This is a genomic window from Micrococcaceae bacterium Sec5.7 (assembly GCA_039636785.1).
In the GTDB taxonomy this organism is placed as follows: domain Bacteria; phylum Actinomycetota; class Actinomycetes; order Actinomycetales; family Micrococcaceae; genus Arthrobacter.
Genome location: CP144169.1, coordinates 1,008,475 through 1,035,257, shown reverse-complemented (window position 1 = coordinate 1,035,257; position 26,783 = coordinate 1,008,475). Strand labels below are relative to the sequence as shown.

The window sequence follows — 26,783 nt, the reverse complement described above, 5'->3', positions numbered from 1 at the left end:
TCGACAGACGAACCAAATCCACCAACTGGAGCAACTTAATGAACGACAACGCAATCAACGAGAGCCCCAGCATCATAGCTGGAGCGGGATACGCTGAGCAGGTCTATGCTGGCCTGCTCGGAAAAGTCATCGGCGTGTATCTCGGACGTCCCGTCGAAAACTGGACCTATGAAAGCATCCAAGAGCGACTCGGGGACATCGAGTACTACGTGCACGACAAGCTGGGCGTGCCGCTTATCGTCACAGACGATGACATCGCAGGAACGGTGACGTTCCTCCGTGCCGCTGAAGACAGCGGTCGGGGGTACGACACCAGCGCGATGGACGTCGCCGCATGCTGGCTCAATTACCTGATCGAGAACCGGTCAGTTCTCTGGTGGGGCGGTGTAGGGAACTCCACAGAACACACCGCATACATGCGCCTCAAGGACGGCTACCAGCCGCCCTACTCCGGCTCCATCGAACTCAACAGCAAGACCGTCGCCGAGCAAATCGGTTCACAGATCTTCATCGACGGCTGGGCGATGATTGCACCCGGGTCCCCCAAACTCGCTGCCGAACTCGCCCGACGGGCCTCCACCGTCAGCCACGACGGTGAAGCGATCTACGGCGCACAAATGCTTGCGGCCATGGAATCGATGGCTTTTGCAACAGCAGACATCAACACCATTATCGAAGCGGGCCTGGCTCAGATCCCGACCGACAGCGTCATCGCCATGATGATCGCGGACATCCGCCGCTGGCACGACACGGAACCGAACTGGCGGAAGGCCCGGGAGAACCTCCAGGCCAGCTACGGTTACGAGCTCTATGGCGGTAACTGCCACATGGTGCCCAACCACGGTCTCATCATCCTTGCGTTCCTCTACGGAAACGGCGACTTCTCCCGATCCATGATGATCGTCAACACCGCAGGATGGGACACCGATTGCAATTCCGGCAATCTCGGATGCTTGATCGGCATCATGCACGGTCTCGCGGGACTCGAGGCAGGGCACGACTGGCGCGGCCCCGTCGCCGACCGAATCTACGTGCCAACTGCCGACGCCGGAAGCGGAATAACTGACGTCGTTCTGGAATCCCTGCGGATCACCAATATTGCCCGCGCCGCAGTCGGGCTCGAACCCCTGGCTCCGAAAAACGGCGCTCGGTTCCACTTCTCCTTTCCCGGGTCCATGCAGGGGTTCACTGTTCCGGGCGCGGGATCGGTGTGCAACGCAGAGCTCCCTGACTCGTCCGGGGAGCGCGGGCTGCTTATTACTGGCAGCGAACCAATATCGGTTGCTACCCCAACGTTCATTCCCCCGGAAGCCCGCACAATGCCAGGCGGTTACGCCCTTGACGTCTCTCCGACCATCTACAGCGGCCAGGAAATGACAATGGAGTTCCTCGTCGCCTCCGATGACTTCGACACCATCACCGACGTGACCGCTTTCGTGCGTCACTACAACGGCGAGGACGAGCTGGTGGAGGTACAAGGGCCGGCTCAGGCCGTCACCGAAGGACGGAACTCCCTCTCTTGGATCATTCCCGACACCTCAGGCCAGCCAATCGCCGACATCGGAATAATGGTCCGGCCGCGCCCCGGCAAGATCGCCCGCCTCTTCCTTGACCGGGTCGACTGGTCCGGGATCCCGACCATCAGCCTGCGCCGGCCGGCCGACGGCGGCACCATGTGGCGCCGCGCTTGGGTTGACAACCTGGATCACCAGGAATGGCAATGGCCTGAAAGCTTCCGTCTCATCGCAAACACCAGAGAACGACGCGTGATGATTACGGGGTCACTTGACTGGCAGGACTATGCCGTCGAGGCCGCACTCACCCCGCACATGGCTGACAGCATGGGAATTGCCGCCAGAGTGCAAGGCCTTCAGCGGTATTACCTCCTGCGGTGCGACCGCGGTGGCGAACTGCAGCTGATCAAACGCGACGGGGAAGACCGCGTCCTCGCCCGGGCCCCGTTCCACTGGCGCCCCGAGGAGCAGGTACGCCTACGGCTGGAAGTGAACGGGGGAAGCCTGCACGGATTCGTTGACGGGACGCTTATGCTTTCGGCTTCGGATGACTTGCGACCGCTGCGTACAGGCGGGGTGGCAGTTGCTTGCGAGGCCGGTCGCGTTGGCTGCGACGAGGTGAACGTTGAACCTCTGGTCCCCTCGGTCGAAGCCGAGGTGGCCCGTATGGACCTGCAGATCGAAGCGGACGCTTCGTTGTGAGTAACGTCGCCGTAGTCGGATCGGCCAACCTTGACCTTGTCATTGAAGTTGGCCGGCCCCCTGAAGCCGGTGAGACGGTCCTTGGGTCTGCTTACTCCGAGACCCCCGGCGGCAAGGGCCTCAACCAAGCCACCGCCTCTGCACGGATCACGACCACGTCGTTCATCGGAGCTGTCGGGACGGACACAGCGGGCAAGGACCTCACCGATCGGCTATTAAGTGGCGCTGTGGGCATCGGACAGTTGCGGCGCGTGGACCTTCCAACAGGGCGCGCCATTGTAGTCGTCACCCCCGAAGGGGAGAACTCCATCATCGTGCTCCCGATGGCGAACAGCGCATTGCAACCTGACCACGTCGGTCAGGCACTCACAGCTGAAGGACCCAGCGTCGTCATGTGTCAGCTTGAGATCCCGATCGAATCCGTAGCAGCCGCCGAAAGCTGGTGTGTGAAGAACGATGCCAGGTTTATCCTGAACCCGAGCCCAGTGGCGGACATTCCTCCGGTCCTCCTGAAATCCGCAGACCCCCTCGTCCTGAACCGAACCGAAGCAGAGGAACTGCTGGGCGCCGCGCACGGTCTTCATACAGGATCCGAACTTGCACAACTACTGGCCGCCCAAGCAAAGTCCGTTGTAGTAACGGGTGGCAGCAGCGGGGCATGGGTAGTCGACCAACGACAAACAGGTCACATCCCAGGACTGGACGTTCCGGTCAAAGACACGACAGGCGCTGGCGATACTTTCACAGGCACCCTCGCCGCCCACCTTGCCCTCGGTGCCGAGCTCATCGACGCCGTCACGCACGCAAACGCCGAAGCTGCCCGAATCGTTCAACTGGATCGCCTCGCCCGGTAGAGGTGGAGCCGCACCACTCAGTTACCCCGGCACAGGCCTGAGTATGTGCAGATACTGAAAGACATCTGGAGGAACCTCACATCGAAGCGGGCGGGGCGATCGGGAGCAAACCCAGCCGATCGCCCCGCCTTCCGCATCGGAGTGTCGACCTCACGGCAACGACGGTGGCTGGATTCGAAACAGACAAGAACTCTAAGAGAGACCGAATATGAACGAGGTTGTTTGCGTCATACACGCCATATCTTCAGCAGACATGGAGCAGCAGATCGAGGAAGCCGTTGTTAGGGCCCAAAGGCAAAGTACGGAGCGGCGAAGAGAGGGGATCGTAATCACACGCCACAGTCACAGCCACTTCACTGTGGAACTGGATTCTGACATCCCCTACGGCGAGACCCATGAGGGGTCTGCCCAAGGTTTAGTTGACAGTTTGGGCTGATATTTCGGCGACCGGTTGAGAGGTCTTGTTTATTGTCTCAAACTCGATCGGTGTTAGCTTGCCGAGTCGTCGTTGGCGGCGTCGGCGGTGGTAGGTTTTCTCGATCCAGACCACGATGGCCAGGCGTAGTTCCTCCCGGGTTTCCCAGCGTTTTTGGTTCAGCACGTTCTTTTGCAGCAGGGAGAAGAAACTTTCCATGGCGGCGTTGTCTGCGCATGCCCCGACCCGTCCCATGGAGCCCTGCAAGCCCGCTGTGCTTATCAAGCGGGTGTATTTCTTGGACCGGAATTGTGAGCCTCTGTCAGAGTTAAGCCGAATTCGGCTTAACTCGGATTAAGCCGAGGAAATCGTTAAGCCGAATGTCGGGCTTGTTGCGACGTCGTTTCGGGACTCCGGGGTAGTTTTCTCGGCTTAACGATTAGGCGCTCTTTGGCCCCTCTCCATCGCGAAGGTATCCCCACCGTTTACGCCTTCATACATTCGTCACGCTGGGCATGGCGAAATATGGCTGGATACCGCCGATTCCTCCATCAGCCAGTCTCACTGACGAGAATTGGTCTGGCGACAACAACCTACAAAAGTTCGACACTCCAGATGACCCACGAAACATTAAGCCGAGGAACAAGGCACAAACCCCCGGAAATACGGGCCCACAGAGCCAGTCCTCGGCTTAACGACTTCCTCGGCATAATCGGAATGTATGAGGGTTCCTTGCGGTGCGCGTTGACTAATCGCGGCCCGGAGCGCGTCAACAGCCAAGGAGGCCTTCATCCGTGAATCGATGGAGTAGCCCACAATCCTGTTGGAGAACACGTCCTTGACCGCACACAGGTACAGCTTGCCCTCGCCGGTGTGGTGCTCGGTGATGTCCGTCAGCCACAACAGGTTCGGCACCGTGGCGGTGAAGTCGCGCCGGACGTGGTCGTCGTGGACGGGCGGGCCGGCTTTCTTTCCCGTGCCGCGCCGGCGGTGAATGACCGAGAGGATCCTGTTCTCGCTGCACAGCCGCCCCACCCTGGTCTCGGAAGCCACCAGCCCCAGCTCGTGGACGAGTTCGTCATGGATTAGCCGGTACCCGAACGTGGGATCCTCAGCATGGACATCCAAGGCGGCATTGACCAGGTGGGCTTCCTCCCAGTCCCGATCGCTGACAGGGTTCGCACACCACTGGTAGAAGGCTTGGCGGGAGAATCCCAGTACCCGGCAGGTCACCGCGACCGGCACCCGCACAGGGGCTTCCGGGGCGGCCAGTTCAAGGACCAGCGGGTACATCATTTTGGGTTGACATCACGGGAGAGGTACGCCACCGCCCGGCGCATCACCTCCGCCTCCTGCTCGAGGAGCCTGATGCGTTTCTTCGCCTCACGCAGCTCGACGGATTCTTCCTTCGTTACCCCGGGAACCACCCCGTCCTGCACGTCAGCGATCTTCAACCACCGATGCAGGGCGGCCGGGGAAACACCAAAGTCCTTCGCGATCTGGACCAGGGATGATTCGCCCTTGCGGGCCACCGCGACCACATCACGGCGGAACTCTTCAGGAAAAGCTTTAGGCATGTTCAACATCCTTTCACTTGCGAGCCAAAAACTCACAAATCAGATGTCAATCAAACCTTGGGCAGACCCAGACGGACGCTGGTTCAGGTTAGATTCTCAGTGGAATTATTTGCTGGGCGAAGATCGAAAAAGGTTGCCCGACAGCCAGCAACAACAAATCCTAACGGAGAATAGAATCGTACATTTTGTCGGTCCAACTAAGCCATGGCAGGCTACATATCCTGACGACCGCTTTCGAAAGATGCATTCGGCAGTTCATTCTGCAACACATCAGCCGAAGAACTAGCTGGCGACTTGGCACCCGAAAGAAGAGTGTCCCGCCGCCATCGGCTCCACGCATAAGAGAAACTGATCGCAGCTGGGACGATGAAGAGCAGTAGCATCGGCGAAGAGGCGATCGAAGCCAAGGCACCTGTCAGAGCTGATGCTGCGGCCGTCGCGACCAGGCTCACGGCGACCATCAGGGAATACGCTCTGGCTAGTTCACCGGGCTCAACGACATCATCGAGAAGTGTCGAGAGGATGATCGAGATCGGTGCGATTGCCATGCCGCAAAGAAACATTGCTGGGACCAGCGAATACGGCCATAGCGATGCAAGCACTGCCAGGCTGAAAACCACTGTGGCTCCGATGAGGAACACGCCCAACTGCTCACGTCTGGGCCAAGGCCATGTGCGTGCGCCGTAGACGAATGCTCCGACGACTTCGCCAATGGCTAGGAATGCAAACAACAAACCGGAAAGTGCCGGGGCGTCTGCGCGCGTAGTTATCGCGGGCAATGCCACTATGAACACTCCGGATACAACTCCTATTGCGGAAGTCGTCCCCAGAACAGTGACCAGGCCCGATGGCCACTTTGGTTTTTTCGAGGATACCTCATCACGTTTGACGTGGGGGCGAGCCGGGGGCTGTTGTCTTACGAACAGAAGACAAGCCGCTGCGATGACAACGGCAGCGATGACTCCGGCTGTATCAGGAGTCGCGAAGATCAAACAGGCACTGACGATGAGGGGGCCAATGGTTACTGCGGCTTGGAAAAGGACGGAAAGGAGAGCATATGAAGCTGTCTTGTCGTCTTCTCCATCCAGAAGTTCCGGTAGAACCGCCCGCACCGCGGACGTTACCGCTGGAATACTAACACCGGCTATTAAAGCCAGTGCCGCAATCAGCGATACAGGCCCACCGGCGTTTCCTATCATCACGAAAGCAGCGATACTTGCTGCACAGGCCCCACCCGCGATCCCAATCACTATCCGGGAACCCAGACGGCCCATGAGGGCACCTTGGAAACCCAGCCCGCAGGCATTGCCCAAGCTAAAGAGAGCACTTACCGTTCCCGCCGCAGCTAGTGAACCGGTCCATCGTTCTACTGTTAGTACCATGGTCAGCGCCAACATGCCGATCGGTACAGCGCTGAGAAATACGGCTGCAAGTCGGGGTGACACACCGTGAGATTTAAGAACGGTCGCGTAGGAAAACGAGGTCACAAAATCCCCTTCGTGATTCCCACCCACCCGGGAGGATGTCTCCCTGACTCAAGGCTCATCATCGATCCTCTGATATGAGCCTACGCTAACGCGTTCGGTGGTTTGATGCTTGTTTGTCTTAGGAATCTTTAGCTTATTGAGACATCAAGTGTCCACCATTCTTCACCTCGGACAGTTGTCAGTTTCAGAAGTCGTCTGCACGGAATGTCAGAAGCCGTCTTCACCCGTATCGGTCACCGGTACGCTTCGATGGAGATCCAGTGGGCGTCAAGAAGGGGAAGCTCCGTGAACCCTTTTGCGGCCAACGGGCAATACATAGTGTGAACACAGACAGCGACATCATCAGGCGGTCCCGGGACAGCCCCGCAGCTTTCGGGGAGTTGTACGACAGACACGCTTCAGTCATCTACAGATACGCCGCCAGACGGGCCGGCGACTTCGCCGCCGACGACGTCACATCCGAAACCTTTCTGGTCGCCTGGGAACAGCTGGAAACCTACGACCTCGACAGGGATGACGCCCGGCCGTGGCTTTTCGGGATCGCCACGAATCTGCTCCGGCGGCACCACCGTGCTGAAGCGAAGATGCTGAAAACCACAGCGAAGGCGGCATCACGGGAAGCCGTGGCCGATGCCTCGGACCGGGTTGCCGCCCAGGTGGACGCGGTTGTGGCGACCGGACGCATCGCCCGCACTCTGAAATCCATGGCCGCCATCGACCGCGAAACGTTGCTGCTCTACGCCTGGGCAGATCTGACCTACGAGGGCATCGCCCTGGCCATGGACGTCCCTGTGGGAACCGTGCGATCCCGCCTGAACCGCGCCCGCCGAACACTGCGAACCCAGCTCAACCTCGAAATACTTGATGAAACGGAGAACGACCATGAACGACTTGCAACTGCTCCGCGAAATGCGTAGCGACATCGGCTCCGCCCCGCCGGCCACGCTGGCCCGCGGCCGCACCAAACTCATGGCCAAAGTCGGCTCCGCTTCCCGTCCCCAGAGCATCACGAGCACGCGTGCCCCCGCCACGGTGAGCCCGATCCGCGTCCGGCGCCGCATCGTGATGGCCTCGGCAGCCGCGGCCTTTCTCGTCGGCGCGATCGTGGCGGCCGATGTCGTCCTGCCCAACCGTCCGGGAGCGACTGCCGAAGCAGCCGAGGTCCTGAACAACGCCGCGGCGGCAACCATCCAGACCTCCGACCCGGTCGTTGGGCCCGGCCAGTACCTGAAGATCGAAACAACCGCCGTCTACGGCGCAAGCAGTGGGGGTATTGGGGGAAGCGTGTCCTGGCTGGAGAAGACCGGGGGCCAGGTCTATGTACCGGCAGACCGCGAGGGGGAATGGGTCTGGAACCGTGAAGACCGTGTCCCTATTCAGTTCTCCAGTGAAGCGGCCAAGGCAGTAGAAGCCGAAATTAGGAAAGCACAGCCGACGGAAGGACGGCCCCTACTGGTCGGAATTCTTCGTGCCCCAAGAGGGGCGTTCTACGGGAACGAGCAAACAGTCGTTAAGGGCACGCCTCTCACCGAGGCCAGTAGTCTGCCCAGGGATCCGCGGGCGCTGCTGGACGTCATCTATGAGCGGACAAAGGGCTCAGGGAAGTCTCCCGAAATAGAGGCCTTCGTGACGATCGCGGACGGCCTGCGCAGCGGAGTCCTCACCGCCGACGTGCGCGCCGCCCTCTACAAGGCGGCCGCGCTCATCACCGGCGTCACCGTCGTGGACAAGCAGGCAACAGTTGACGGCAGGACCGGGACCGCCATCGGCATCCCATCCCCGGATGGAGGATCCCGGCAGGAGCTCATCATAGATCCCGCCTCAGGCCTGGTGATCGGGGAACGGAACGTCCTGCAGAAAGATTACCCTGACAACCCTGCCGGAACTGTCATGTCCTGGACATCCGTGCGGACGTCCGTGGTGAACGCTGCGCCCTGAGCTCTGACGACCAGGGATGGCCGCCTAGGCGGCCATCCCTCGATCAACAATCACAGGGTCATCTTTCAACCAGAGTTACAACAATGCCGAGACGGCCGGTCACCATTGGGGGTTACCGGCCGTTTCTCTGGACTCCCCTAACGCGATCGCAAAACCGCCAAACCGAGCTGTGAAAAAACCGCCATTCCGAACCAACAGTCACAGCGTTTCCTGGGCCCGGGACCGTCTCAGAACCGCGGTCAGGAATACAGCAGCAACACAAAACGGCACCTCCCTCTGTTCAGGAAGCGGCGCTTTTGAAGCTGAGTGTGTCTGCTCCGCTCTTCCACTGAAGGGTGTCCTGGCCGAATGTCATGTTGACTGGACGTTTCAGGAACTCCAGGACCCACTGGTCTCGCCGGCCGAGCTCCTCGGGGCACCCTATAGCGCCGATTGCAATGTCACCGGCAGTCATGGTGTCCCCGGTGATTTCAACTGGCCCGCTGATGGGCGCGCAATCGGTCCTCACGCTCAGGTAAAGGTCCCCGTTTACGGAGTTCAGCTCAACCCTGAGGCTGCCCGATGCCACCCAGGGCAGATCCCTGCCACCCGCTGTTCCGGAAGTGCTGGCATATATGGCACACGGGACCGATGACAGGAACGACGCGCAGCTGGGCTGGGGCGGGGTGGAGCTAGTCGGGGAGGTAGCGGAATTCATAGGGATGGTCGGAGCGGGACTGAGGCTGGTCGAGGGAGGAGCCGGTACGGCAGAACCTTGTCCGTCCGAAGTCTGGGCTCCACAAGATGTCATTAATGTGCCGATCAAGACGAGAGGAACGCCATATTTCCAGACCCGAGTGCGCTTCATTGTGCTCCCTTGAAGGTGGACGCTGCTGGGAGCCTATCCGAGCGCAGCGGCTTTGTCTTGAAGCTGGCCAGAGGACGTGTCACCAGAGGTGGACCCGCTGACTGTTGCAGCAGCAGCCGCGCACAGCTGACACGAGTCGAGAAGGCGCCCGCTCAGGGTTCCGCAAACGGAACGGCAAAACCGCCATTTCAAGCTGCGATTTAACCGCCAAACGAACTTAACTGTGACTTTCAGCGATAAATGGCGGCCTTTTTGCAACGCTATTCGGCGCACAGTGGAGCCCGTAAGAGGATCGGCTTACGGGCGTGCTTGCTTCTCGATTCTTGGCTAGGCTCGTGGGGTGTCTACCGGTTGGAATCCCCAAGTGATCGTGCTGAACGGCGGATCGAGCTCCGGCAAGTCCTCAATTGCCAGAGCGCTTCAGGAAATCCTCCCGGGCATCTGGCTGACGTTCGGCGTCGACACTTTCATCGATGCCCTTCCTGGCGGGGGTGACAGCCCGCGCGCAGGAATTACCTATGAGCAGGGCGGCACGATCGCCTTCAGCACTGAGCATCGGGCTTTAGAGCGCAGTTGGTATACCGGACTCAGCGCTATGGCCCGGGCAGGGGCCCACTTGATCCTCGATGAGGTCCTTCTCTCTGGGGATGCCGGCCAGGAGCGTATCCGGTCAACATTCGGCGAAGCGGACCTGATCTGGGTGGGAGTGCATTGCGACCCGGACGTCGCCGCATCCCGCGAGGCACAACGCCTCGACCGTGTAGAAGGTATGGCGCGACAGCAAGCCCTGAGCGTGCACGCCGGGGTTGTCTATGACTTAGAGGTCGACACCACATATCGCTCAACCGATGACTGCGCACGTGACCTCGCGAGCCAGCTCTCGGTCGATGCGCTGCCCCGTTGAGGATCGGCTTACGAGTGCTTTGGGCGCTTGGCGTCCTCATAGCAACGTGACGTTATCCGCGGCTATTCGTTAGTCTGAACGAATGCCCTACAGGATTCGCCAGGCTGCGCCTGCTGACGCCGAAGCCATAGTCAGGATGCACACGGCTGCCCACGAGGAATGCTACGGACACTTGCTTCCATCGCAATTCTTTGCCAGCCGCCGAAACAGTATTACGGAACGTGTGAATCAGCGTAGGCCGTTCTTGGATAGCAAAGACCCCCGGCTCGTGGCCCATGATGAGGCCGGAACAGTAGTGGGAGTGGCAGACGCGGGCCCGGGAAGAGACCCTGATATGGCGGGCATCCCGGAGCTTTATAGGATCTATACCTTGAGCCGGACCCACGGTTCGGGTCTTGGCGCCCACCTCATGGAAGCCGCCATCGGCGATACTCCGGCTTACCTCTGGGTGCTTGAGGACAATCCGCGTGCCAGAGCCTTTTACCAAAAGTCAGGGTTCAGTCCGGATGGGGCGCGCAAGCTGTTGCCGCCTGACTGGAGCGAGCTGCCAGAAATCAGGATGGTCCGTCCCTGAGATGCGACGGAGTACGGTGAGGGATCGGCGGATTCAGGCGGTCATTGCAACAGGAGGTTTTCGATCAGTTCGATCGGTTTCCTGAACTCTAGTCTTTTCCGCGGCCGGTCGTTGAGTTCCTGGGCAACCCAGTCGAGATCTGCGGCGCTGTGGATGCTCAGGTCCGTGCCCTTGGGGAAATACTGGCGCAGCAGGCCATTGGTGTTTTCATTGAGGCCGCGCTGCCAGGGCGAGTGCGGGTCGCAGAAGTAGATCTCGATGCCGGTGTCGATCTTCACGGTTTTCCAGTCCTGCATCTCGATGCCCTGATCCCAGGTCAGGGAATGCCGCAGCGCCTCGGGGAGCGTCTTGATCTTCGCGGTCAGCGCATCACGCATCTGCTCGGCCTTGTACCCGTCCGGCAGGTGCACGAGCATCGTGTAATTGGTGGTCCGCTCGACCAGCGTCCCGATCGCGGACTGATTCCCCTTGCCGATGATTAAATCCCCTTCCCAATGCCCTGGCACGGCCCGGTCCTGAACCTCGGGTGGGCGTTCGGAGATATTGATCATCCCCGGGATCCGGTTCTTCCGCTGGCCGGCCTTCCTGCAGGGCTGCCTGATAGCCCGCCCGGTGCGCAAACACGCGGCCAGATCGCGGTTGAGTGCTCCGCGGGACTGAACGTAGAGGGACTGGTAAATGGTCTCAGGTGACACCCGCATCTCCGGCTCATCGGGAAACTCAACCTGCAGGCGTCCTGCGATCTGCTCCGGTGAGTACTTCTTTTTCAGGTCCCCTTCCACCTTCGCACGCAACACCGGATTGGTGTGCAGTTTCGCCGGTTTCGGCCGCGAAGCCCGCTCATACGCCAGCGCGTGAGCCGACGTCGCCCGGTAGGGCAATCCTGCCACCGAGTTGCGCCGCAGCTCCCTGGACACCGTCGACGCCGCTCTGCCGACCACGGCCCCGATCTGCCGCAATGATCGTCCCTGGGCGCGCAGCACCGCGATCTCCTCTCGCTGGGCGAAGGTCAGGCAACGGCCCTTCAGATCCCGGCCCCGCCGGGGCCTGACACCCCCGGCCTCCGCGAGAACCCGGCGCCCAGTCCGCCGGCTCGTATTGATCGGAGCCACGGCTTCGGTGATGAAATCACCCGCCTGCATCCCGGACCAAAAAACCTGCAAAAGATCCGGCCTCAAATAAATTGAATACCCCGCCATGACAACACCCATCCGCTAAGTGTTGCAATCACCGCAAGAACCCAAGGATCCTCTACCGGACACTGTTGGATGCGGGTCACCCCAGGACAAGCTCCGGTGTTTATCGTGTTGTTTTTCCGGTGATGAGTTGCCATGAGTGTGGTGCGGGTGAAGAAGCGCCGGTGATGGCGGCTAGGGCGCATGCGGCGCCTTGTTGGCGAAGGTTCTGTTGAACGGTGGTCACCTGTTTCACTGACGCGGCATCGGAGGCATCCCAGCCCGTCACGGCAAGGCTCCCTGGAACGTGAATGCCGGCTTTCGATGCGGCCTCTAAAGTTCCCAGGGCTAATTCATCACTCATCGCGAGAATGGTGTCTGGAGGATTCGGGCGAGCCAGCAATCGGCCGGCGGCTCGTGCTCCTTCACCAAAACTGTTGATGGAGCAAGAAGCCACTTCAACATTCTCCCATTGGAACCCTGCCGCGGTGAGTGCGTCCTGGTATCCCAGGAGCCGGTTACGCGTGACGGGGAACGTCGCTGTCGCCGGGTCAGGACCCATGCTGATCATCTCGACTCTTTCCTTGGTGAAGGGAAAGGTGATGATGGCAGGGCGTTGGCTCTGTTGTAGGCCTAATGCTGCGACCGCTTGTGCAGCGGCGCGATCGTCGATGCCCACCAGACCGAATGCCTTTTTCTTTGGTCCGGCATGGATGATGGTTGGCCTCCCAGTCAGGGCAAGGGCCTCAAGTACCGGGTCATCGTCCGTCGTGGTCCACACAACGAAGGCATCTACCGCTGCTGCGCGGATGCGCTGATCATCGTCAGCAGATCCGTTGGTCGGGAGAATGGTCATGGCCAAACCATGTTCCGCACAGACATCTGCGATCCCGGCAAGAAAGCGTGTCGCCTGGGGGTCATCGAAGGCGTAAGACAGGGTCTCTCCCAGAACGACCCCGAGAGCGCCGCTGGTTCCCGTGCGCAGCGACCGGGCGCTGGGGTCGGGCCCTGGATATCCGAGCACCTCGGCGGCGGTAAGGACTTTCTCCCGGGACGCTGCCGAGACGCGGGAGGGCGTGCTGTAGGTGTAGGAAGCGGTCATCACCGAGACTCCAGCCTCGCGGGCTACCTCACTGAGGGTGATTTTGGATTCCGGTGCTGCAGGTGACATAGGACCAGCCTACTTGTGTATCGTTACACATATGATTCGTTCCTCATCGCAGTCCGCTCATAGGTTGGCGTGGGCGTCCTATGCGTCCTTTGCAGCGTTCGGTGTTTTCTGGGGCACCTGGGGTGCGAGTATTCCAAGAATCAGGTCCCAAGCCGGCATCTCGGACGGGCAGCTCGGCGCGGCACTGTTGTTCATCGGAGCCGGGGCGCTGCCGGCGATGCTTCTGACCGGCAGGATCATTGACCGCTTCGGAGTGCGGATCACCGCGGCCGTCACACTCATTCTGCTGGGGGCCTCCGGACTGATCGTGGCCCTTGCCGCAACGGGATTCGCCAGCCTGTGCTTCGGGTTGCTCCTGGTTGGTGCGGCCAGTGGGGCAGCCGACGTGGCGATCAATTCGGCGGCAGGGTCCGCGGAAAAGCTTGCTTCCACACCAGTGATCACCCGCTCCCATGGCATGTTCTCCGCATTCGTGGTGGTCTCCAGCCTTGTTGTTGGACTGTTGACTGCGCTGGGCACCGGCACCACCTTCTCCTTCGTCCTGGTCGTTGCCGCGTCAATGATCGTCAGCGGGTATCTGCTCCATGCTTCTTCTGCTGAAGTGCCCAGCGATCGACAACGCATTAGGGCGGAAACGGGCGACCTGCGTCATCGCCGCGCCGACCCCGCTTCAGGTGTCCCTGTTCTGGCGATCTTGCTGGTGGGAATTCTTGGGGCGATGGCCTTTGCTAGTGAGAATGCCCATCAGAGTTGGGCGGCCGTGTTCTTCGAAGACGAACTCGGCACCGGGGCGGCCCTGGGTTCTACCGCTCCTGCGGTGTTCGCTGCCGTCGTCGCCATCACACGCTTCAGCACCGGAGGACTACAACCGGCCTACGCAACAAGAACACTGGTCCTCGGTGCCGCCGCGGCCAGTGTCGGTGCAGCAATGCTCTCCGCCGCGCCGAACGTTATCGTGGCCTTGATCGGACTGGCAGTAGCCGCCGCCGGCACAGCAGTGCTGTACCCAACGTTGCTGGGTATCGTCTCGCGCTCCACCGAAGAGGCCACCCGCGGGCGGACAACTTCCCTACTCACTACGATTTCCTATCTTGGATTCCTCTTGGGCCCCGTCTATGTAGGACTGTGGTCCGAAGCCGCCGGACTGCGCGCAGCGATGGCCGCCATAGCGGCCCTGTGTGCGGTCCTACTTGCCCTCACGCCGGTCCTCCTGCGGATCCGGCGGAAGCTCACCGATCCCTCCTCGCCACCGCACATTGCGAATACCGCGAATACCGCCCACCACCCGAAACAGGATGATGATGCTCGAGAACATGATCTGGCTGAATGAACCAGCCCAATGGGAGAACAACCCGAACGAACTCACCGTGGTCTCTGATCACGACACAGATTTCTGGCGGGAAACTTTCTACGGCTTCACGCACGACACAGGGCACTTCCTCCACCGTGAGGTGTGGGCTGCTGCGGGGATTTCGGACAGCGGAGTTGGTGTTTTCTCTTACGCTGCCAGTGCCGGCTGTTGGTAACTGTAGTGGACGTCGTTGGGGTATCGGTAATCGAGTGCTGAGTGCCTGCGCCGGCTGTTGTAAAAGCCCTCAATGTAGCGGATGACGTCCTTGCGGGCCTGCTCCTTCGTGGCGTAGACGGTGCGGTAGACACGCTCGTTTTTCAGGGCGGAAAAGAACGATTCTGCCGCGGCATTGTCCCAGCACACGCCGGTGCGCCCCATCGAGGAACGCATGCCCAGGTCCTCCACGAGGGCCCGGAAGGAGGCGGAGGTGTATTGGCTGCCACGGTCTGAATTAAGCCGAATTCGGCTTAACTCTGATTATGCCGAGGAAGTCGTTAAGCCGAGGACTGGCTCTGTGGGCCCGTATTTCCGGGGGTTTGTGCCTTGTTCCTCGGCTTAATGTTTCGTGGGTCATCTGGAGTGTCGAACTTTTGTAGGTTGTTGTCGCCAGACCAATTCTCGTCAGTGAGACTGGCTGATGGAGGAATCGGCGGTATCCAGCCATATTTCGCCATGCCCAGCGTGACGAATGTATGAAGGCGTAAACGGTGGGGATACCTTCGCGATGGAGAGGGGCCAAAGAGCGCCTAATCGTTAAGCCGAGAAAACTACCCCGGAGTCCCGAAACGACGTCGCAACAAGCCCGACATTCGGCTTAACGATTTCCTCGGCTTAATCCGAGTGCCAGATCGCCTCAGGGGCTATCAGGGTCGTTGCCGCGGCGTTGCGCAGCGCGGTCTCGACGAGTTCGGCGCGCATGTGGTCGGCGACCGCCCAACCCACGACGCGCTTGGAATAGCAGTCAATGACAGTGGCCAGATAAATGAATCCCTGCCAGGTGTGGATGTAGGTGATGTCCCCGACGAACTTGACCCCGGGCGCCTCGGAGGTGAAGTCGCGCTTGACCAGATCCGGGATCAACGCGCCGGCCTTGGCATCGGCTTCGGTGGTCTTGCGGAAGGGCCGCGGCTGGCAGGCAATGAGATTTTCATCACGCATGATCCGGCGCACCAGTTCAGCTGAACACTCGGTCCCGGCGGCGGCCAGGTCCGCGTGGATCCGCCGGTACCCGTAGGTGCCGTCGGAATCGTCAAAGAAGCGGTGGATACGGGCTGCCAGGGCGTCCCTGCGGGCCGCGGTGGCCGATTGCGGGCGCTTGAGCCAGTGGTAGAACCCCGAGGTCGAGACGGCCAGCCAGAGGCACATCTTCGTCACCGGATTCGTCTCGGACGGGTCATTCTTCTGGGAATCAATGTATTCATACTTGCTCACTACCGCTGCTCCCTCGCGAAGTAAGCGCTGGCTTTTTTCAAGAATAGATTCTCAGCCCGCAAGTCCTGGATTTCCTTCTCCAGTTCCTTCAACCTGGCCACATCGGCAACGGTCGCCGGGGTCTCGGTACCGCCATTGCTTTCACGGTATTTGATCAACCAGCGACGCAGGGTCTCGGCCCCGACGCCATAGGCCTTGGCGACCTCTACGACAGGCTTGGAAGTGCTGATGACCTCACGGCACAAATCGTCCTTGAAGTCCTGGGTAAATGTACGACGTGACGCAGACATGCTGCTGTTCTCACTTTCAATGGAACCCCCATTTTAGGAGGGCCCACTGTCCGAAATCCCCATAGCAGTCCAGTCTGATTCTCCACTGGTATTTGGCCGAAGTCCGTCCTCGGTTCAAAGTCGCCGGCCCGGTCCTCTTCTGTGATGAAGGCGGAGGCAAGATGAATTCCGGATCGATCCATTACCGGTTGCTGCACCTGTGCGAAGACGAGGCCGGGACCAATGCGCGGAAACTGGCGCTAAGGCTGGTGGGCGTGTTCGGTAACGATCGTTCGCGAGACACTCCGGAGCATGTTCAGCAAGTCGCGGAAACGCGGGGCCCATTTTGTAATGCTTCCCGTGTACTCGCCTATGTAACGTCCACCAAGGTTAGTGATACGTTTTGGTGATGCGAATCGGATACGGTCGGGTCTCCACCCATGAACAGCATCCTGAGGCCCAACATGATGCGCTGCTCGCTGTTGGCTGTGAGCAGATATTCATCGACACAGCCTCAGGAAAACTGGCCCGCAGACCGGAGCTCGACAAAGCCCTGCTCTCCGTCAACCGGGCCGGCGACCAGCTCGTCGTCACCAAACTCGACCGGCTCGGCCGGTCGTTGGAAAACCTCATCGAACTCTCCAACACCCTGCAGGGGCGCGGTGTGGATTTGGTGGTTCTTGACCAGGGCATCGATACTTCCACCTCCATTGGGCGGATGTTCTTCCAGATCCTCGGCTCGATCGCTGAATTCGAGCACTCCCTGATGTCCGAACGAACCCGGGACGGGCTGGCCGCGGCCCGTGCACGGGGCCGGACCGGCGGCCAGAAACCAAAACTCGGTCCCCGGCAGGTCAAGCTTGCCCGCGAAATGTATGAAGAAAAAGGCCCCGACGGGAAACGTGCCCATACCGTCGAGCACATCGCCCAGGAATTCGGCGTCACCCGGCCCACCATCTACCGGCACCTCGCGAAACCATGATCGGCGGTTCTTCGACGCCAGAGCACGACGACGGCAGGTCCGTGGGGCAAGACCATTTAGCAGATAAGGACTTCTGAGGTGGCTCTACGTTCCTTGCTCACGGCTGCCGAGCGTGGCCAGATCCTGGCAACACCCACCGGAGACGAGGACCTGGCAGCCCGCTACACGCTCAGTGATGCTGATATGTCCTTGATCCGGCAGCGTCGCGGAGAAGCGAACAGGCTGGGCTTTGCCGTCCAACTGTGCCTCCTGCGATACCCGGGAATCGGGATGGCCGAAGATACCAAGGTGTCCCCGGAGGTCATTTCATGGATGGCATCGCATCTGGCCGTTTCGCCGGAGGCCTGGGGAGAATATGGGTCCCGCGAGGAAACACGGCAGGAACATGGGCGGGAGCTCCGTTCGTACCTGAGCATGTCTGCGTTCGGAGTCGCGGACTTCCGCGGACTCGTGGATCATGTCGGCGAGGTGGCCGCACAAACAGACAAAGGTCTGGTCCTGGTCGAAAGCGCGAGAGACTTCCTGCAGGCAAGGAAAGTCGCCTTGCCTGGGGTCGGGATTCTTGAGAGGGCATGTGCACAGGCCCTGACCAGGGCAAACCGGAGAATTGCGGTCGTCAAGTTCTTGAGACAGTTCGTGGTTGATTCGAGTTACGCGGCCAGGGGTTCCTGGGCACGGGTCTGATGGGTGGCGAGGGCTTCTGCCGGAGGGATGCCGCCGGCCCGCCGGTTTGGCCGGCGGCGGTTGTACCAGCCCTCGATATATTCCATGACAGCGGTTCTAGCGGCGAGCCGGTTGCCGAAGGTGTGATGGTGGTACATCTCGGTCTTTAGGTGTGAGAAGAAATTTTCGGCGACTGAGTTGTCCCAGCACACCCCGACGGCTCCCATGGACTGGGTGACGCGGTTCCCGGCGCACCATTTCTGGAATTCGCCAGAGGTGTATTGGGAGCCCCGATCAGAGTTAAGCCGAATTCGGCTTAACTCGGATTAAGCCGAGGAAATCGTTAAGCCGAATGTCGGGCTTGTTGCGACGTCGTTTCGGGACTCCGGGGTAGTTTTCTCGGCTTAACGATTAGGCGCTCTTTGGCCCCTCTCCATCGCGAAGGTATCCCCACCGTTTACGCCTTCATACATTCGTCACGCTGGGCATGGCGAAATATGGCTGGATACCGCCGATTCCTCCATCAGCCAGTCTCACTGACGAGAATTGGTCTGGCGACAACAACCTACAAAAGTTCGACACTCCAGATGACCCACGAAACATTAAGCCGAGGAACAAGGCACAAACCCCCGGAAATACGGGCCCACAGAGCCAGTCCTCGGCTTAACGACTTCCTCGGCATAATCAGAGTGAAACACCGTTGTTTCTGCTTCGAGATACCCGTGGTCACGGGCCATTGCCAGCGCGTCGGTACAGAGCCTGGCGCGCATGTGATCGGCCATCGCCCAGCCGATGATCATGCCCGTGCACAGGTCGATCACGGTTGCCAGATACAGCCATCCCTCGCCGGTGCGCAGATACGTGATGTCCCCGCAGAGACGGGCACCGGGCACCGTGGAGGTGAAGTCCCGCTTCCCGTCCTGATCGAGCATGTGGTTGCGGATGTGCGCGGTCTTGGCCTGCGGGTCCTGCACGGTGGTCTGCTTCCACGCCCTGGTGCGTACGGCCCGCAGGCCCTGCTCGCGCATGACCGCCCCGACCGTGGGGGCGGAGACCTGCACGCCCTTGGCATTGAGCATCAGGGTCAGCTGGTCACGGCCAGCGCGGCCCTTTTCCTTCTCGAACAGGTCAGTAACCTCGGCAACCAGCCGCTGGTGCCGGACGGCCCGCGGGGAAGGACCCGCGGGGTTGCGCCACCGGTAGAAAGAGGCCCGGGATACCTTCAGGACCCGACACAACCAGGCGATCGGATGATTCGCCTTCTCTGCTTCGATGAACTCGTAGAAATCCTCTACCGTTGCTTCGCAACAAAGAAGGCGCTGACTTTTCCCAGGAAATCGACGTCCTGCTTCAGCCTGGCAATCTCAGCCAGCGCCTTCTGATGCTGCTCCCAAGACACCGGCGCCTTCTCCTGGCCAGCGGTTACCCGATCCGGATGATTCTCCCGGTACTTGCGCACCCAGTTCCCCAGCGTGCCTTCAAGGACGCCTATCTCCAGACACACCTGTGAGATCTGACGGCCAGAGGAAATCACCAGCTCAACAGCCTCATCCTTGAACTGCTGCGTGTACTTCTTACGATCGGTCATGCGGGAAAGAGCTCCTATCAAGCTGTCTCACAAAACCATACGGCCGCACAGCGACTGGAGGCCCCGAACCGGTGGAGCCCCTGCGGGGTCGCGCTGCACGATTATGGACGTGGCTCTGAAGGACGGCTCTGGGTTGCCGATGGGTACGGCCAGAGCCTCGTTCACTGTTTTTCCCCTGACGCAGAACTGCTGTGGACCAGCGATGGACAGGACAGCGGCATCGCCTTCAAGCAGCCACATGGTATTACTGTCGGCATCCGGGCAACGCCTCCACAGCTCCTTGTCGCCGACAGGGGAAACCGGCGGATCGTGGCGATGTCACTCGAGGGCCGTTACCTCGGAACGATTGGACAGGGCATCCTCTCCAGCCCGTCGGGTTTCGCCGTCGACGGAAACCGCTTATGGGTCACTGAGCTTCACGGGAGCCTTGCCATATTCGACGCCGATGATCAGGTCATCGGGCGGATAGGCGGCGACCTCCGCCGACGATCACCTGATTGGCCCAATATCCGACGCAGGGGTGCCATCACGAGGCCAAAGACCGCCCCGGGCCGCTTCCGGAGCCCCGACGGCATCGCAGTCACGAGCGAGGGTACCGTCGTGATCACAGAATGGCAGGCCGGCGGCCGCGTCACCCAACTGGTCCCCGCGAGCGGAAAGAGGCGATCAACATAGAACGCCTTGCTGATGAAGCGAACGGCGTCTGGAAGCCCATCGGCATCATTGGCGGACTCGGGCCAGTAGCATGCGCATTTCTACGAACGCCTTACGGAGCTGGCTGCAAGTCCGTTTGACGCACACCGTCCGCGTGTAGTCATGATTTCCGAACCGGGCATACCGAGTCGATTACTACACCGCAGCGGCATGGGCCGTCGCCGGTGCCGAAGCTTCTGGAAGTCTGTCACCAGGTGATGATGCCGGCGGAGAGCTGGGAGTTGCTGACGAATCCATAGGGGGTGCCCACCGGGGAAGCCTCAATTTTCGAGGACCCGGCGATGGAGACGAACTGGTCGGCCGTGGTGGTGGAATCCGTCGAGATTTTTGTCCGCGCCAGCGCGGACCTGGAGTCCGAGGAATCCACCGAGACCAGCGCCTGGTTCGGGATGGAGAGCTGATCGATGGTGGCTGCTGCGCTGCCGTCGATCCGGGTCACCGCAACCTCAACGGTATTCTTCGTGGTCACCGTGATGGCAGACGAAATCGTGACGTTGGGAACGTCGGCAAAAGTGGAGGTGTAGCTGGAGGCGTCCGCCTGCCCGGACAATGATTTGCCGTTCAGATTGTAGGAGATGATCCGGGGGGAGTCCGTGGCGGCCTGGACGGTCAATCCTTTGCCGTTGCTCAGGGACAGCGGAGTCGCCGGGTTGATCAGCGTGTACTGGCTGGGGGTCACCGGCGTTCCGGTGCTGTCCTTGGCGGCGTTCGTTGGGGGGTCAGGAAACCGGGCCATTACCGTTTTCGCGGCCCACGGATGGCGGATGATCTTGCGGCGGTGAAGGAATGCGTCCTCACCGAGAAACCAGGTAAACCAGCCGGCAACGCGGGATGGCGGCACATTGCGTTGAACTGCGGCCCGGGAACGCTTCCCAGAGCAGGGTCACCTCCCGGCGACGTCAGCCCGGTGCGGACCAGCATCCACTGGAAGTGCGCCCGCTTCCACAATACGAAAGGAACCCCCGCCCCGGAATGGACTTTGATGAGCAGGTTCTTGGACTCTCTGCAGGGGGCGCACTACGTCGTGGGCAAAGGAGAACTGCGGACTGTTGGGGCCGCCGGCCGCGTCGGCTTCAGCCGGAAGGCGGGTGTGGATTTTGTCCCGCGTGGAACCCATCGGCCCGCAGCTGTTGTTAACGGCTTGTTAATATGCGTGACTCCCATGGATATGGTTTGTGTTCTATGTCATATCTACCTCTCAGTCTGTACTGTTGTAACGGCTGACGTTCGCTGGGCTGACAAAATCTGTCATTTCTCGCCTACCCGGCCGCATGTGCCCGGCAACGTCGCCGGGACCGTTCCTTATGAAAGGTTCAAATCACTCGTGAAATCAGCAGGAAAGAGCTTCTTCCGAAGCCAGGGGTTCCGGAAAGCAGCGGCATTGTCTGTCGGCTTGCCTTTGCTCCTTTCATCCGTAGCCGTAATGCCAGCCACTGCCGCTCCTCTACAGGGGCAGGCTGCAGCGGCCCAGCAGAAAAACATCGATCCCAAGGACTACGAGGCGGGTCGCTACATAGTGGTGCTGGCCGAAAAGCCCGCGGCCACGTATGACGGCAGCACCCCCGGGCTCAAGGCCACCAAGCCCGAGACCGGCCGCAAGCTGGACGCCGACCGGCCAGACGTCCAGAAGTACCAAGCACACCTCGAAACGAAGCAGAACGAAGTAGCCAAGCAGGAAAGCATTCAAATCAAGCGCAAGTACACCGCCGCCATAAACGGGTTCTCCGCTGATCTGACGGCTGATCAGGCCGTGAAGCTGGCCAAGGATCCAGATGTGCTGGTTGTTGCACCTGACACTGAAAACGCTCCGGACTACTCCACCACGGACTTCCTGAAGCTCAGCGGCGCCAGCGGCTCCTGGAACACCGCTTTCGGCGGACAGGCTAACGCAGGCAAAGGCGTGGTTGTGGGCGTGATCGACTCCGGCTATACCCCCTCCAACCCGTTCTTCGCGGGCGAGGACGTACAGCCGCTGACGGGGGAACCGCAGGTTGGGGTGCCGTACCGCACGGACGACGGCAAGATCGCCATGCTCAAGTCCGACGGCGACACCTTCCTTGGCGAGTGCGAGAAGGGCGAAGGCAGCGGGGCGGCCTTCGATGGCAGTGCCTGCAACTCCAAGGTTCTCAGCGCCCGGTATTTCGCTGATGACTTCCTGAAGTATGTAGCACCGGAGCACCGTGCTCCCCAGGAGCTGCTCTCCCCCGTGGATGTGGGCAGCCACGGCACCCACACCGCCAGCACTGCCGCAGGCAACGCCAATGTGCACGCCAACCTCGGCGCCCGGGACATGGGCATCACCAGCGGGGTGGCCCCGGCTGCCAAGCTCTCCATCTACAAAATCTGCTGGGAGGATGACAACCCGGACACCGGTGGCTGCTACAGCTCCTCCTCCGTTGCCGCCATCAATCAGGCAATCCTGGACGGTGTGGATGTCCTGAACTACTCCATCTCCGGGACTACTTCCACCACCACTGACCCGGTAGCCCTGGCCTTCCTTTCGGCCGCATCAGCCGGTGTGTTTGTGGCAGCGTCCGCGGGAAACTCCGGGCCCACCGCCACCACTGTCAACCATGGATCGCCGTGGCTGACCACCGTTGCCGCCAGCTCGTTCTCCACTGAGCTGCAGGGCACGGCAGAGTTCGCGGACGGCACCAAGTTCCGCGGCGCCAGCCTGATGTCAAACAGCATTCCGGCCAGCAACGTGGTGCTCGCTGCTAATGCGGCCGCAACCGGGGCCGCCAGGCCTGAACTGTGTGCTCCCAACACCCTGGACGCCACTAAGGTTGCCGGCAAGATTGTGGTCTGTGACCGCGGTGTTGTTGACCGCACAGCCAAGAGTGCCGAAGTCAAGCGTGCCGGCGGTGTGGGCATGATCCTGGCCAACGTCACGTCCTCCTCGGAAGACGTGGACCGTCACTCGGTGCCCACCGTGCATGTGAACCCGCCTGCAACCCAGCAGATCAAGGACAAAATCGCGGCCAATCCGGGCATCAAGGTTTCCCTCGTCAACAAGGACACTACCGGCCTGCCGGTTGCTCCGCAGCCGCAGCTCGCAGGCTTCTCATCCCGCGGCCCGCTGATCGCTACGGGCTCTGACCTGCTCAAGCCGGACGTTGCTGCTCCCGGCGTTGCGGTCCTGGCGGGCGTTTCGCCGATCGGTTCAGGCGGAGACCAGTTTGGCATGATGTCCGGTACGTCCATGGCTTCTCCGCATGTTGCCGGTTTCGCCGCCCTGATCCTCGCCAAGAAGCCGCAGTGGTCCCCGGCCACGGTCAAGTCGGCCATGATGACCACCGCGGCTGACGTCAAGAACGAAGACGGCACCAAGAACAAGGATGTCTTGGCCACCGGTGCAGGCCAAGTGGATGTGGCCAGGGTGCTGGATCCGGGCCTGGTCTACGACGCCACTGAGGATGACTACCTGAAGTTCATCCAGGGCACGGGCCTTGACCTGGGTATGCCGGATCTGGGTATTACCAAACCGCGCGACATGAACCTCGCGTCGTTCGGGCTGGGCACCCTGACCGGCAAGATCGAGGTCACGCGCACAGTGACTGCCCTGACTCCGGGCCTGTACCGTGCGAAGGCCAGCGTTCCGGGCGTCAATGTGACGGTCACGCCGTCGGTCCTTAACTTCAGTGCCCCGGGCGAAAAGCGCACCTTCAAGGTCAGCTTCGAAAACACCAATGCGGCCTTCGGCCAGTTCGCCATGGGCAGCCTGGTCTGGCAGGGCGCGGGCAAGAATGTTGCCTCGCCTGTCGCAGTCCGGCCGCAGCCCGTCCTCGCTCCGGCAAACATCGCCTTCTCCTCAGAAGGCGGCACAGGCAAGGGCGACATTCCTGTTGTTTCGGGCTCAAACTCGCCGATCAGCGTCAAGCTCGATGGCCTGTCAAAAGCTGATGCCTCGGCGATCGAGCTTGTTCCCGGACCGCTGGCTCTGGCCTCGGATGCTTCCAACTTTGAAAAGGAAGTTACTGTTCCAGCCGGCGCCCCGTTGGCGAAGTTCTCCGTCTTCTCTTCCGATGAGACAGCTGACTTCGACATGGTGGTCTTCACCCCTGCGGGACAGGTCCTGACGGCGCAGACGGCATCCGCCAGCGAATTCCTTTCGGTGCAGAACCCGGCGGCCGGCGTTTACACGGTCTACGTCAATCTGTATGCCAGCCCGAACGGGCGGGCTACCAAGGCATCGGTTGATGCTGCCGTGCTGGGATCCAACGTGGGCAACGCAACGCTGACTCCCAACCCGCTGCGGCTGGCCAATGGCAAATCTGGCGTCCTTTCGCTCAACTGGAAGGACCTGGCCCTTGGCTCCTACATCGGGCGTGTGACGTACGGCGGCTCCAACGCCCCGACGTTCATCTCCGTGGTTGTCACCCCTGGCGGCACTGCCGTTGTTCCGGATGACGAGCAGAACGATGGAGATACCGGCGACGGCAACAGCCACAAGAAGGATGTAAGGGATAAGAAGGACAAGACCAAGAAGGAGAAAAAGAAGCAGGAGTTGCCTGAATTCTCGGGCAACGCCAACATGCAGCTTTAGTTCATAGTCAGGCAGAGGGCCGGTGGATCTATCAGATCCACCGGCCCTCTGCCTTGGCCTGGTCTAATTCCCTGCCGGGTGCTACTAAATTTCTCCTGTGGAGCCTGCGCTGGCGCCGAACAGCGGGGCCAGCGCCCGCCAGCGGGCTATCTCGCAGCCGTCTGTGCGTTTGAAACGGGCGTTCACCTGGCGCCCCTTGAAATGCCCGGTAACAACGGCCACCTGGGGTCCGCCATATTGCTGGGTGCACAGTTTTGGCGGCCCCGGCTTCGGGAAGAAGATGTCCTCACCGAACTTTTCCACGGCCTCCAATGCGGCGTCCGGATCCAGGACGGTTGACGCTGCGCCCGGGGAGCTGCCGTCCGCCACGAGCCGGAATTCGTACTCGCGTGCCCCCGGCGCCTCCGTGAGTTTTATGTGCAGATCAATCATGGACTGAACGGGATTGCCTGCGGTGGGCTGACTCATGCTGTGTCCCTACTGCCGAAATAAGCGGCTTCAGCGCCTGGGTGAGACGCTCCCGGAGCACGGCCGCCTCGGTTGAGAACGCCCGCTGGTGTTCAACATACGCTGCTTTGCCCCCGGCAGTCTCGATACGGATTGCGGGGTACCCCCACTCCGCCAGATCGTACGGCGACGCCTGCATATCCATGGCGCGAACGCGCCATGAGAGCTCAAAGCAGTCCATCACCAGTTCGCTCGGCAACGCCGGCGAGAGCTTGTAGGCCCACTTGTAGAGGTCCATGTTGGCGTGGAGGCAGCCCGGTTGCTCCATGGTCCGCTGGTTTTCGCGGCTGGGCGTCAGCTCATTGAGCGGCACCGCGTCCGGTGTGTAGAAGCGGAATGCATCAAAGTGGGAGCAACGGATCCTGTTGTCCTCCACCACGCGGTCCGTGCCTTCCGCACCGAGCCGCAGCTGAAGGTATTCGTGCCGTAGCTGGAACTTATCCTGCCGGTACACCATTGCCCATTCGTGCAACCCGAAGCAGCCGAACTGGGCAGGGCGGGCTGCCGTCCCACGCAGGATGATTTCTGCAAAGCGGAGTGCGTCCTGCCGCTCAGCGAGAAACGCAGTGCGGTCGAACGCAACTGCGGCGCTGCCTGCCGGCAGCCCGGCAACGGCGAGTTCGCCGTCGTTGAGGGCCCGGTAGAACTTCCAGCCGGAACGGGCGGCAGTGTCAGCGCCGGAAAGCACAACACCCTGGCCCGGGTGCCAGCGCATGAGCTGGCCGGGCTTCTGGGTGTAATACGTGAAGAGGAAGTCCTCAACCGGGTGCTTTCGACCGGCGGAGCGGCGGGCAAGGTAGGGCTCGGCATACCGGCGGACGCGTTGGTGATGTGCGGACTCGGCCGCGAGCCATTCATGCTGCGCCATGATCTGCAAAGAGGGCACAGGGTCAGACAGCTCCACCGGCTGTTCCCAGGACATCCTTGGCGGCGTCCCACGCGCCGATTTGGCAGCCATCAGTCCGGGAGAAGGAAGCGTTTACGGGCGTTTCGTCCACAATTCCTGTGACTGTGGCCTGCTGCGGCCCGCCGTACTGATCGGTGCAGGCGACGTCCTTGCCGCGCGGGGCCGGGCTAAGGAGCGCGGCGTTGTTCTTCAGCGCGGTGCAGGCAGCAGCGGCGTTGGGGTGCTGGCTTTCGGCTACCGGGATGCCGTCCTTGCACACCAGGGTGTAGTTGACGGCGGGCTCAGTGTCGGATGGCTTGACCATGATCGAAAGCTCCGCATTTCCGGCCCCTGGAGCAGCAGACGGGGCCGGGGGAGCCGGCGGTGAGGGCGCAGGAACAGTTGATTCCGAGTCAGGCGCTGGAGTGGTTCCCGATGGCGAGCTGGAAGGAGTGCTCGTGGAGGTGGCACCACCCGACGGTTCCTGGGTGCCGGTGCCGGGAGTGCACGCTGCCAGCCCGCAGACAGCAACAGCGGCGAGCAACGCCTGGATCAAGAGCTTGCGCATTTCCGGGTCTCCTCAGTTTCTCCTAATCTTATCGCCAAGCCGTTCAGGCCGTACGGGTGCCAGCAATTGAAGACGTCCGGAACGGCCGCACATTACTAATCCCAGAGTCTCGATTCTCTA

General features: G+C 60.9%; 20 protein-coding genes and 6 pseudogenes. 11 read left to right on the top strand and 15 right to left on the bottom strand.

The window, feature by feature from the left end; genetic code table 11:
* Positions 1-38 precede the first annotated feature (38 nt).
* Together V3C33_04780 and V3C33_04775 are read left to right on the top strand one after the other, a co-directional pair.
* Positions 39-2,216: an ADP-ribosylglycohydrolase family protein gene (locus V3C33_04780; protein XAS68617.1), complete on the top strand. Its 2,178-nt coding sequence runs from the start codon at positions 39-41 to the stop codon at positions 2,214-2,216.
* A complete protein-coding gene (locus V3C33_04775; GenBank protein XAS68616.1) occupies positions 2,213-3,070 on the top strand; it encodes a ribokinase in 858 nt (285 codons plus the stop codon). Before V3C33_04780 ends, V3C33_04775 begins: the two co-directional genes overlap by 4 nt.
* Before the next feature lie 415 nt (positions 3,071-3,485).
* On the opposite strand, the pseudogene V3C33_04770 reads toward V3C33_04775, so the two are convergent.
* The 3 genes and pseudogenes from V3C33_04770 to V3C33_04760 all read right to left on the bottom strand — a co-directional run bounded on the left by V3C33_04770 (position 3,486) and on the right by V3C33_04760 (position 6,549).
* Positions 3,486-3,818, bottom strand: a pseudogene (locus V3C33_04770) (IS3 family transposase).
* A 378-nt stretch (positions 3,819-4,196) separates the two neighbouring features.
* Positions 4,197-5,062 (bottom strand): annotated as a pseudogene (locus V3C33_04765) (IS3 family transposase).
* Between the two features lie 212 nt (positions 5,063-5,274).
* The gene (locus V3C33_04760; protein XAS68615.1) at positions 5,275-6,549 is read right to left on the bottom strand and encodes an MFS transporter; all 1,275 of its coding nucleotides are present in this window, start codon (positions 6,547-6,549) and stop codon (positions 5,275-5,277) included.
* Between the two features lie 320 nt (positions 6,550-6,869).
* Here V3C33_04760 and V3C33_04755 point away from each other — a divergent pair, with 320 nt between their 5' ends.
* Positions 6,870-7,466, top strand: coding sequence for an RNA polymerase sigma factor (locus V3C33_04755; protein ID XAS68614.1), 597 nt, complete (start codon positions 6,870-6,872; stop codon positions 7,464-7,466).
* On the top strand, positions 7,432-8,487 hold the full coding sequence (locus V3C33_04750) for a CU044_5270 family protein (protein ID XAS68613.1): 1,056 nt from the start codon (positions 7,432-7,434) through the stop codon (positions 8,485-8,487). The genes V3C33_04755 and V3C33_04750 overlap by 35 nt, the downstream gene beginning before the upstream one ends.
* A gap of 280 nt (positions 8,488-8,767) precedes the next feature.
* Here V3C33_04750 and V3C33_04745 read toward each other — a convergent pair whose 3' ends face one another.
* Complete coding sequence (locus V3C33_04745; protein XAS68612.1) at positions 8,768-9,184, bottom strand: META domain-containing protein; 417 nt, start codon at positions 9,182-9,184, stop codon at positions 8,768-8,770.
* Between the two features lie 514 nt (positions 9,185-9,698).
* Here V3C33_04745 and V3C33_04740 point away from each other — a divergent pair.
* Together V3C33_04740 and V3C33_04735 are read left to right on the top strand one after the other, a co-directional pair.
* A complete protein-coding gene (locus V3C33_04740) occupies positions 9,699-10,238 on the top strand; it encodes an AAA family ATPase (protein XAS68611.1) in 540 nt (179 codons plus the stop codon).
* A gap of 82 nt (positions 10,239-10,320) precedes the next feature.
* Positions 10,321-10,812 carry a GNAT family N-acetyltransferase gene (locus V3C33_04735; GenBank protein XAS68610.1) on the top strand — a complete coding sequence of 164 codons (492 nt, stop codon included), beginning with the start codon at positions 10,321-10,323 and terminating at the stop codon, positions 10,810-10,812.
* Positions 10,813-10,853: 41 nt separating this feature from the next.
* Here V3C33_04735 and V3C33_04730 read toward each other — a convergent pair whose 3' ends face one another.
* Entirely contained in the window at positions 10,854-11,954 is a 1,101-nt protein-coding gene (locus V3C33_04730; GenBank protein XAS68609.1) for an IS30 family transposase, read from the bottom strand.
* A gap of 157 nt (positions 11,955-12,111) precedes the next feature.
* Positions 12,112-13,158, bottom strand: a complete 1,047-nt coding sequence (locus V3C33_04725; GenBank protein ID XAS68608.1) for a LacI family DNA-binding transcriptional regulator — start codon at positions 13,156-13,158, stop codon at positions 12,112-12,114.
* 64 nt (positions 13,159-13,222) lie between these two features.
* Between V3C33_04725 and V3C33_04720 the strand changes: the two genes are divergently transcribed.
* On the top strand, positions 13,223-14,488 hold the full coding sequence (locus tag V3C33_04720; protein XAS68607.1) for an MFS transporter: 1,266 nt from the start codon (positions 13,223-13,225) through the stop codon (positions 14,486-14,488).
* 168 nt (positions 14,489-14,656) lie between these two features.
* Here V3C33_04720 and V3C33_04715 read toward each other — a convergent pair.
* A pseudogene (locus V3C33_04715) lies at positions 14,657-14,959 on the bottom strand (integrase core domain-containing protein).
* A 384-nt stretch (positions 14,960-15,343) separates the two neighbouring features.
* A pseudogene (locus V3C33_04710) lies at positions 15,344-16,230 on the bottom strand (IS3 family transposase).
* 388 nt (positions 16,231-16,618) lie between these two features.
* On the opposite strand from V3C33_04710, the gene V3C33_04705 reads away from it, so the two are divergent.
* Complete coding sequence (locus V3C33_04705; protein XAS68606.1) at positions 16,619-17,191, top strand: recombinase family protein; 573 nt, start codon at positions 16,619-16,621, stop codon at positions 17,189-17,191.
* A 78-nt stretch (positions 17,192-17,269) separates the two neighbouring features.
* Positions 17,270-17,800, top strand: a pseudogene (locus V3C33_04700) (DUF4158 domain-containing protein).
* Between the two features lie 41 nt (positions 17,801-17,841).
* On the opposite strand, the pseudogene V3C33_04695 reads toward V3C33_04700, so the two are convergent.
* The 3 genes and pseudogenes from V3C33_04695 to V3C33_04685 form a co-directional block, all read right to left on the bottom strand.
* Positions 17,842-18,156, bottom strand: a pseudogene (locus V3C33_04695) (IS3 family transposase).
* Positions 18,157-18,456: 300 nt separating this feature from the next.
* The gene (locus V3C33_04690; protein XAS69644.1) at positions 18,457-19,128 is read right to left on the bottom strand and encodes an IS3 family transposase; all 672 of its coding nucleotides are present in this window, start codon (positions 19,126-19,128) and stop codon (positions 18,457-18,459) included.
* Positions 19,129-19,145: 17 nt separating this feature from the next.
* Complete coding sequence (locus V3C33_04685; protein ID XAS68605.1) at positions 19,146-19,442, bottom strand: transposase; 297 nt, start codon at positions 19,440-19,442, stop codon at positions 19,146-19,148.
* Positions 19,443-19,751: 309 nt separating this feature from the next.
* Between V3C33_04685 and V3C33_04680 the strand changes: the two genes are divergently transcribed.
* On the top strand, positions 19,752-20,117 hold the full coding sequence (locus V3C33_04680) for a hypothetical protein (protein XAS68604.1): 366 nt from the start codon (positions 19,752-19,754) through the stop codon (positions 20,115-20,117).
* A gap of 226 nt (positions 20,118-20,343) precedes the next feature.
* Here the strand turns inward: V3C33_04680 and V3C33_04675 are convergent, their stop codons facing one another.
* Positions 20,344-20,892: a hypothetical protein gene (locus V3C33_04675; GenBank protein ID XAS68603.1), complete on the bottom strand. Its 549-nt coding sequence runs from the start codon at positions 20,890-20,892 to the stop codon at positions 20,344-20,346.
* Positions 20,893-21,579: 687 nt separating this feature from the next.
* Between V3C33_04675 and V3C33_04670 the strand changes: the two genes are divergently transcribed.
* Positions 21,580-24,702, top strand: a complete 3,123-nt coding sequence (locus V3C33_04670; protein ID XAS68602.1) for a S8 family serine peptidase — start codon at positions 21,580-21,582, stop codon at positions 24,700-24,702.
* An 84-nt stretch (positions 24,703-24,786) separates the two neighbouring features.
* Here the strand turns inward: V3C33_04670 and V3C33_04665 are convergent, their stop codons facing one another.
* The 3 genes from V3C33_04665 to V3C33_04655 are packed head-to-tail and all read right to left on the bottom strand — an operon-like array spanning position 24,787 to position 26,663.
* Positions 24,787-25,134 (bottom strand): serine protease inhibitor, encoded by a 348-nt coding sequence (locus V3C33_04665; protein ID XAS68601.1) that lies wholly within the window; start codon positions 25,132-25,134, stop codon positions 24,787-24,789.
* Positions 25,127-26,077 (bottom strand): 3-methyladenine DNA glycosylase, encoded by a 951-nt coding sequence (locus V3C33_04660; protein ID XAS69643.1) that lies wholly within the window; start codon positions 26,075-26,077, stop codon positions 25,127-25,129. The genes V3C33_04665 and V3C33_04660 overlap by 8 nt, the downstream gene beginning before the upstream one ends.
* Positions 26,078-26,099: 22 nt before the next feature.
* Positions 26,100-26,663 carry an SSI family serine proteinase inhibitor gene (locus tag V3C33_04655; GenBank protein ID XAS68600.1) on the bottom strand — a complete coding sequence of 188 codons (564 nt, stop codon included), beginning with the start codon at positions 26,661-26,663 and terminating at the stop codon, positions 26,100-26,102.
* Positions 26,664-26,783 lie beyond the last annotated feature (120 nt).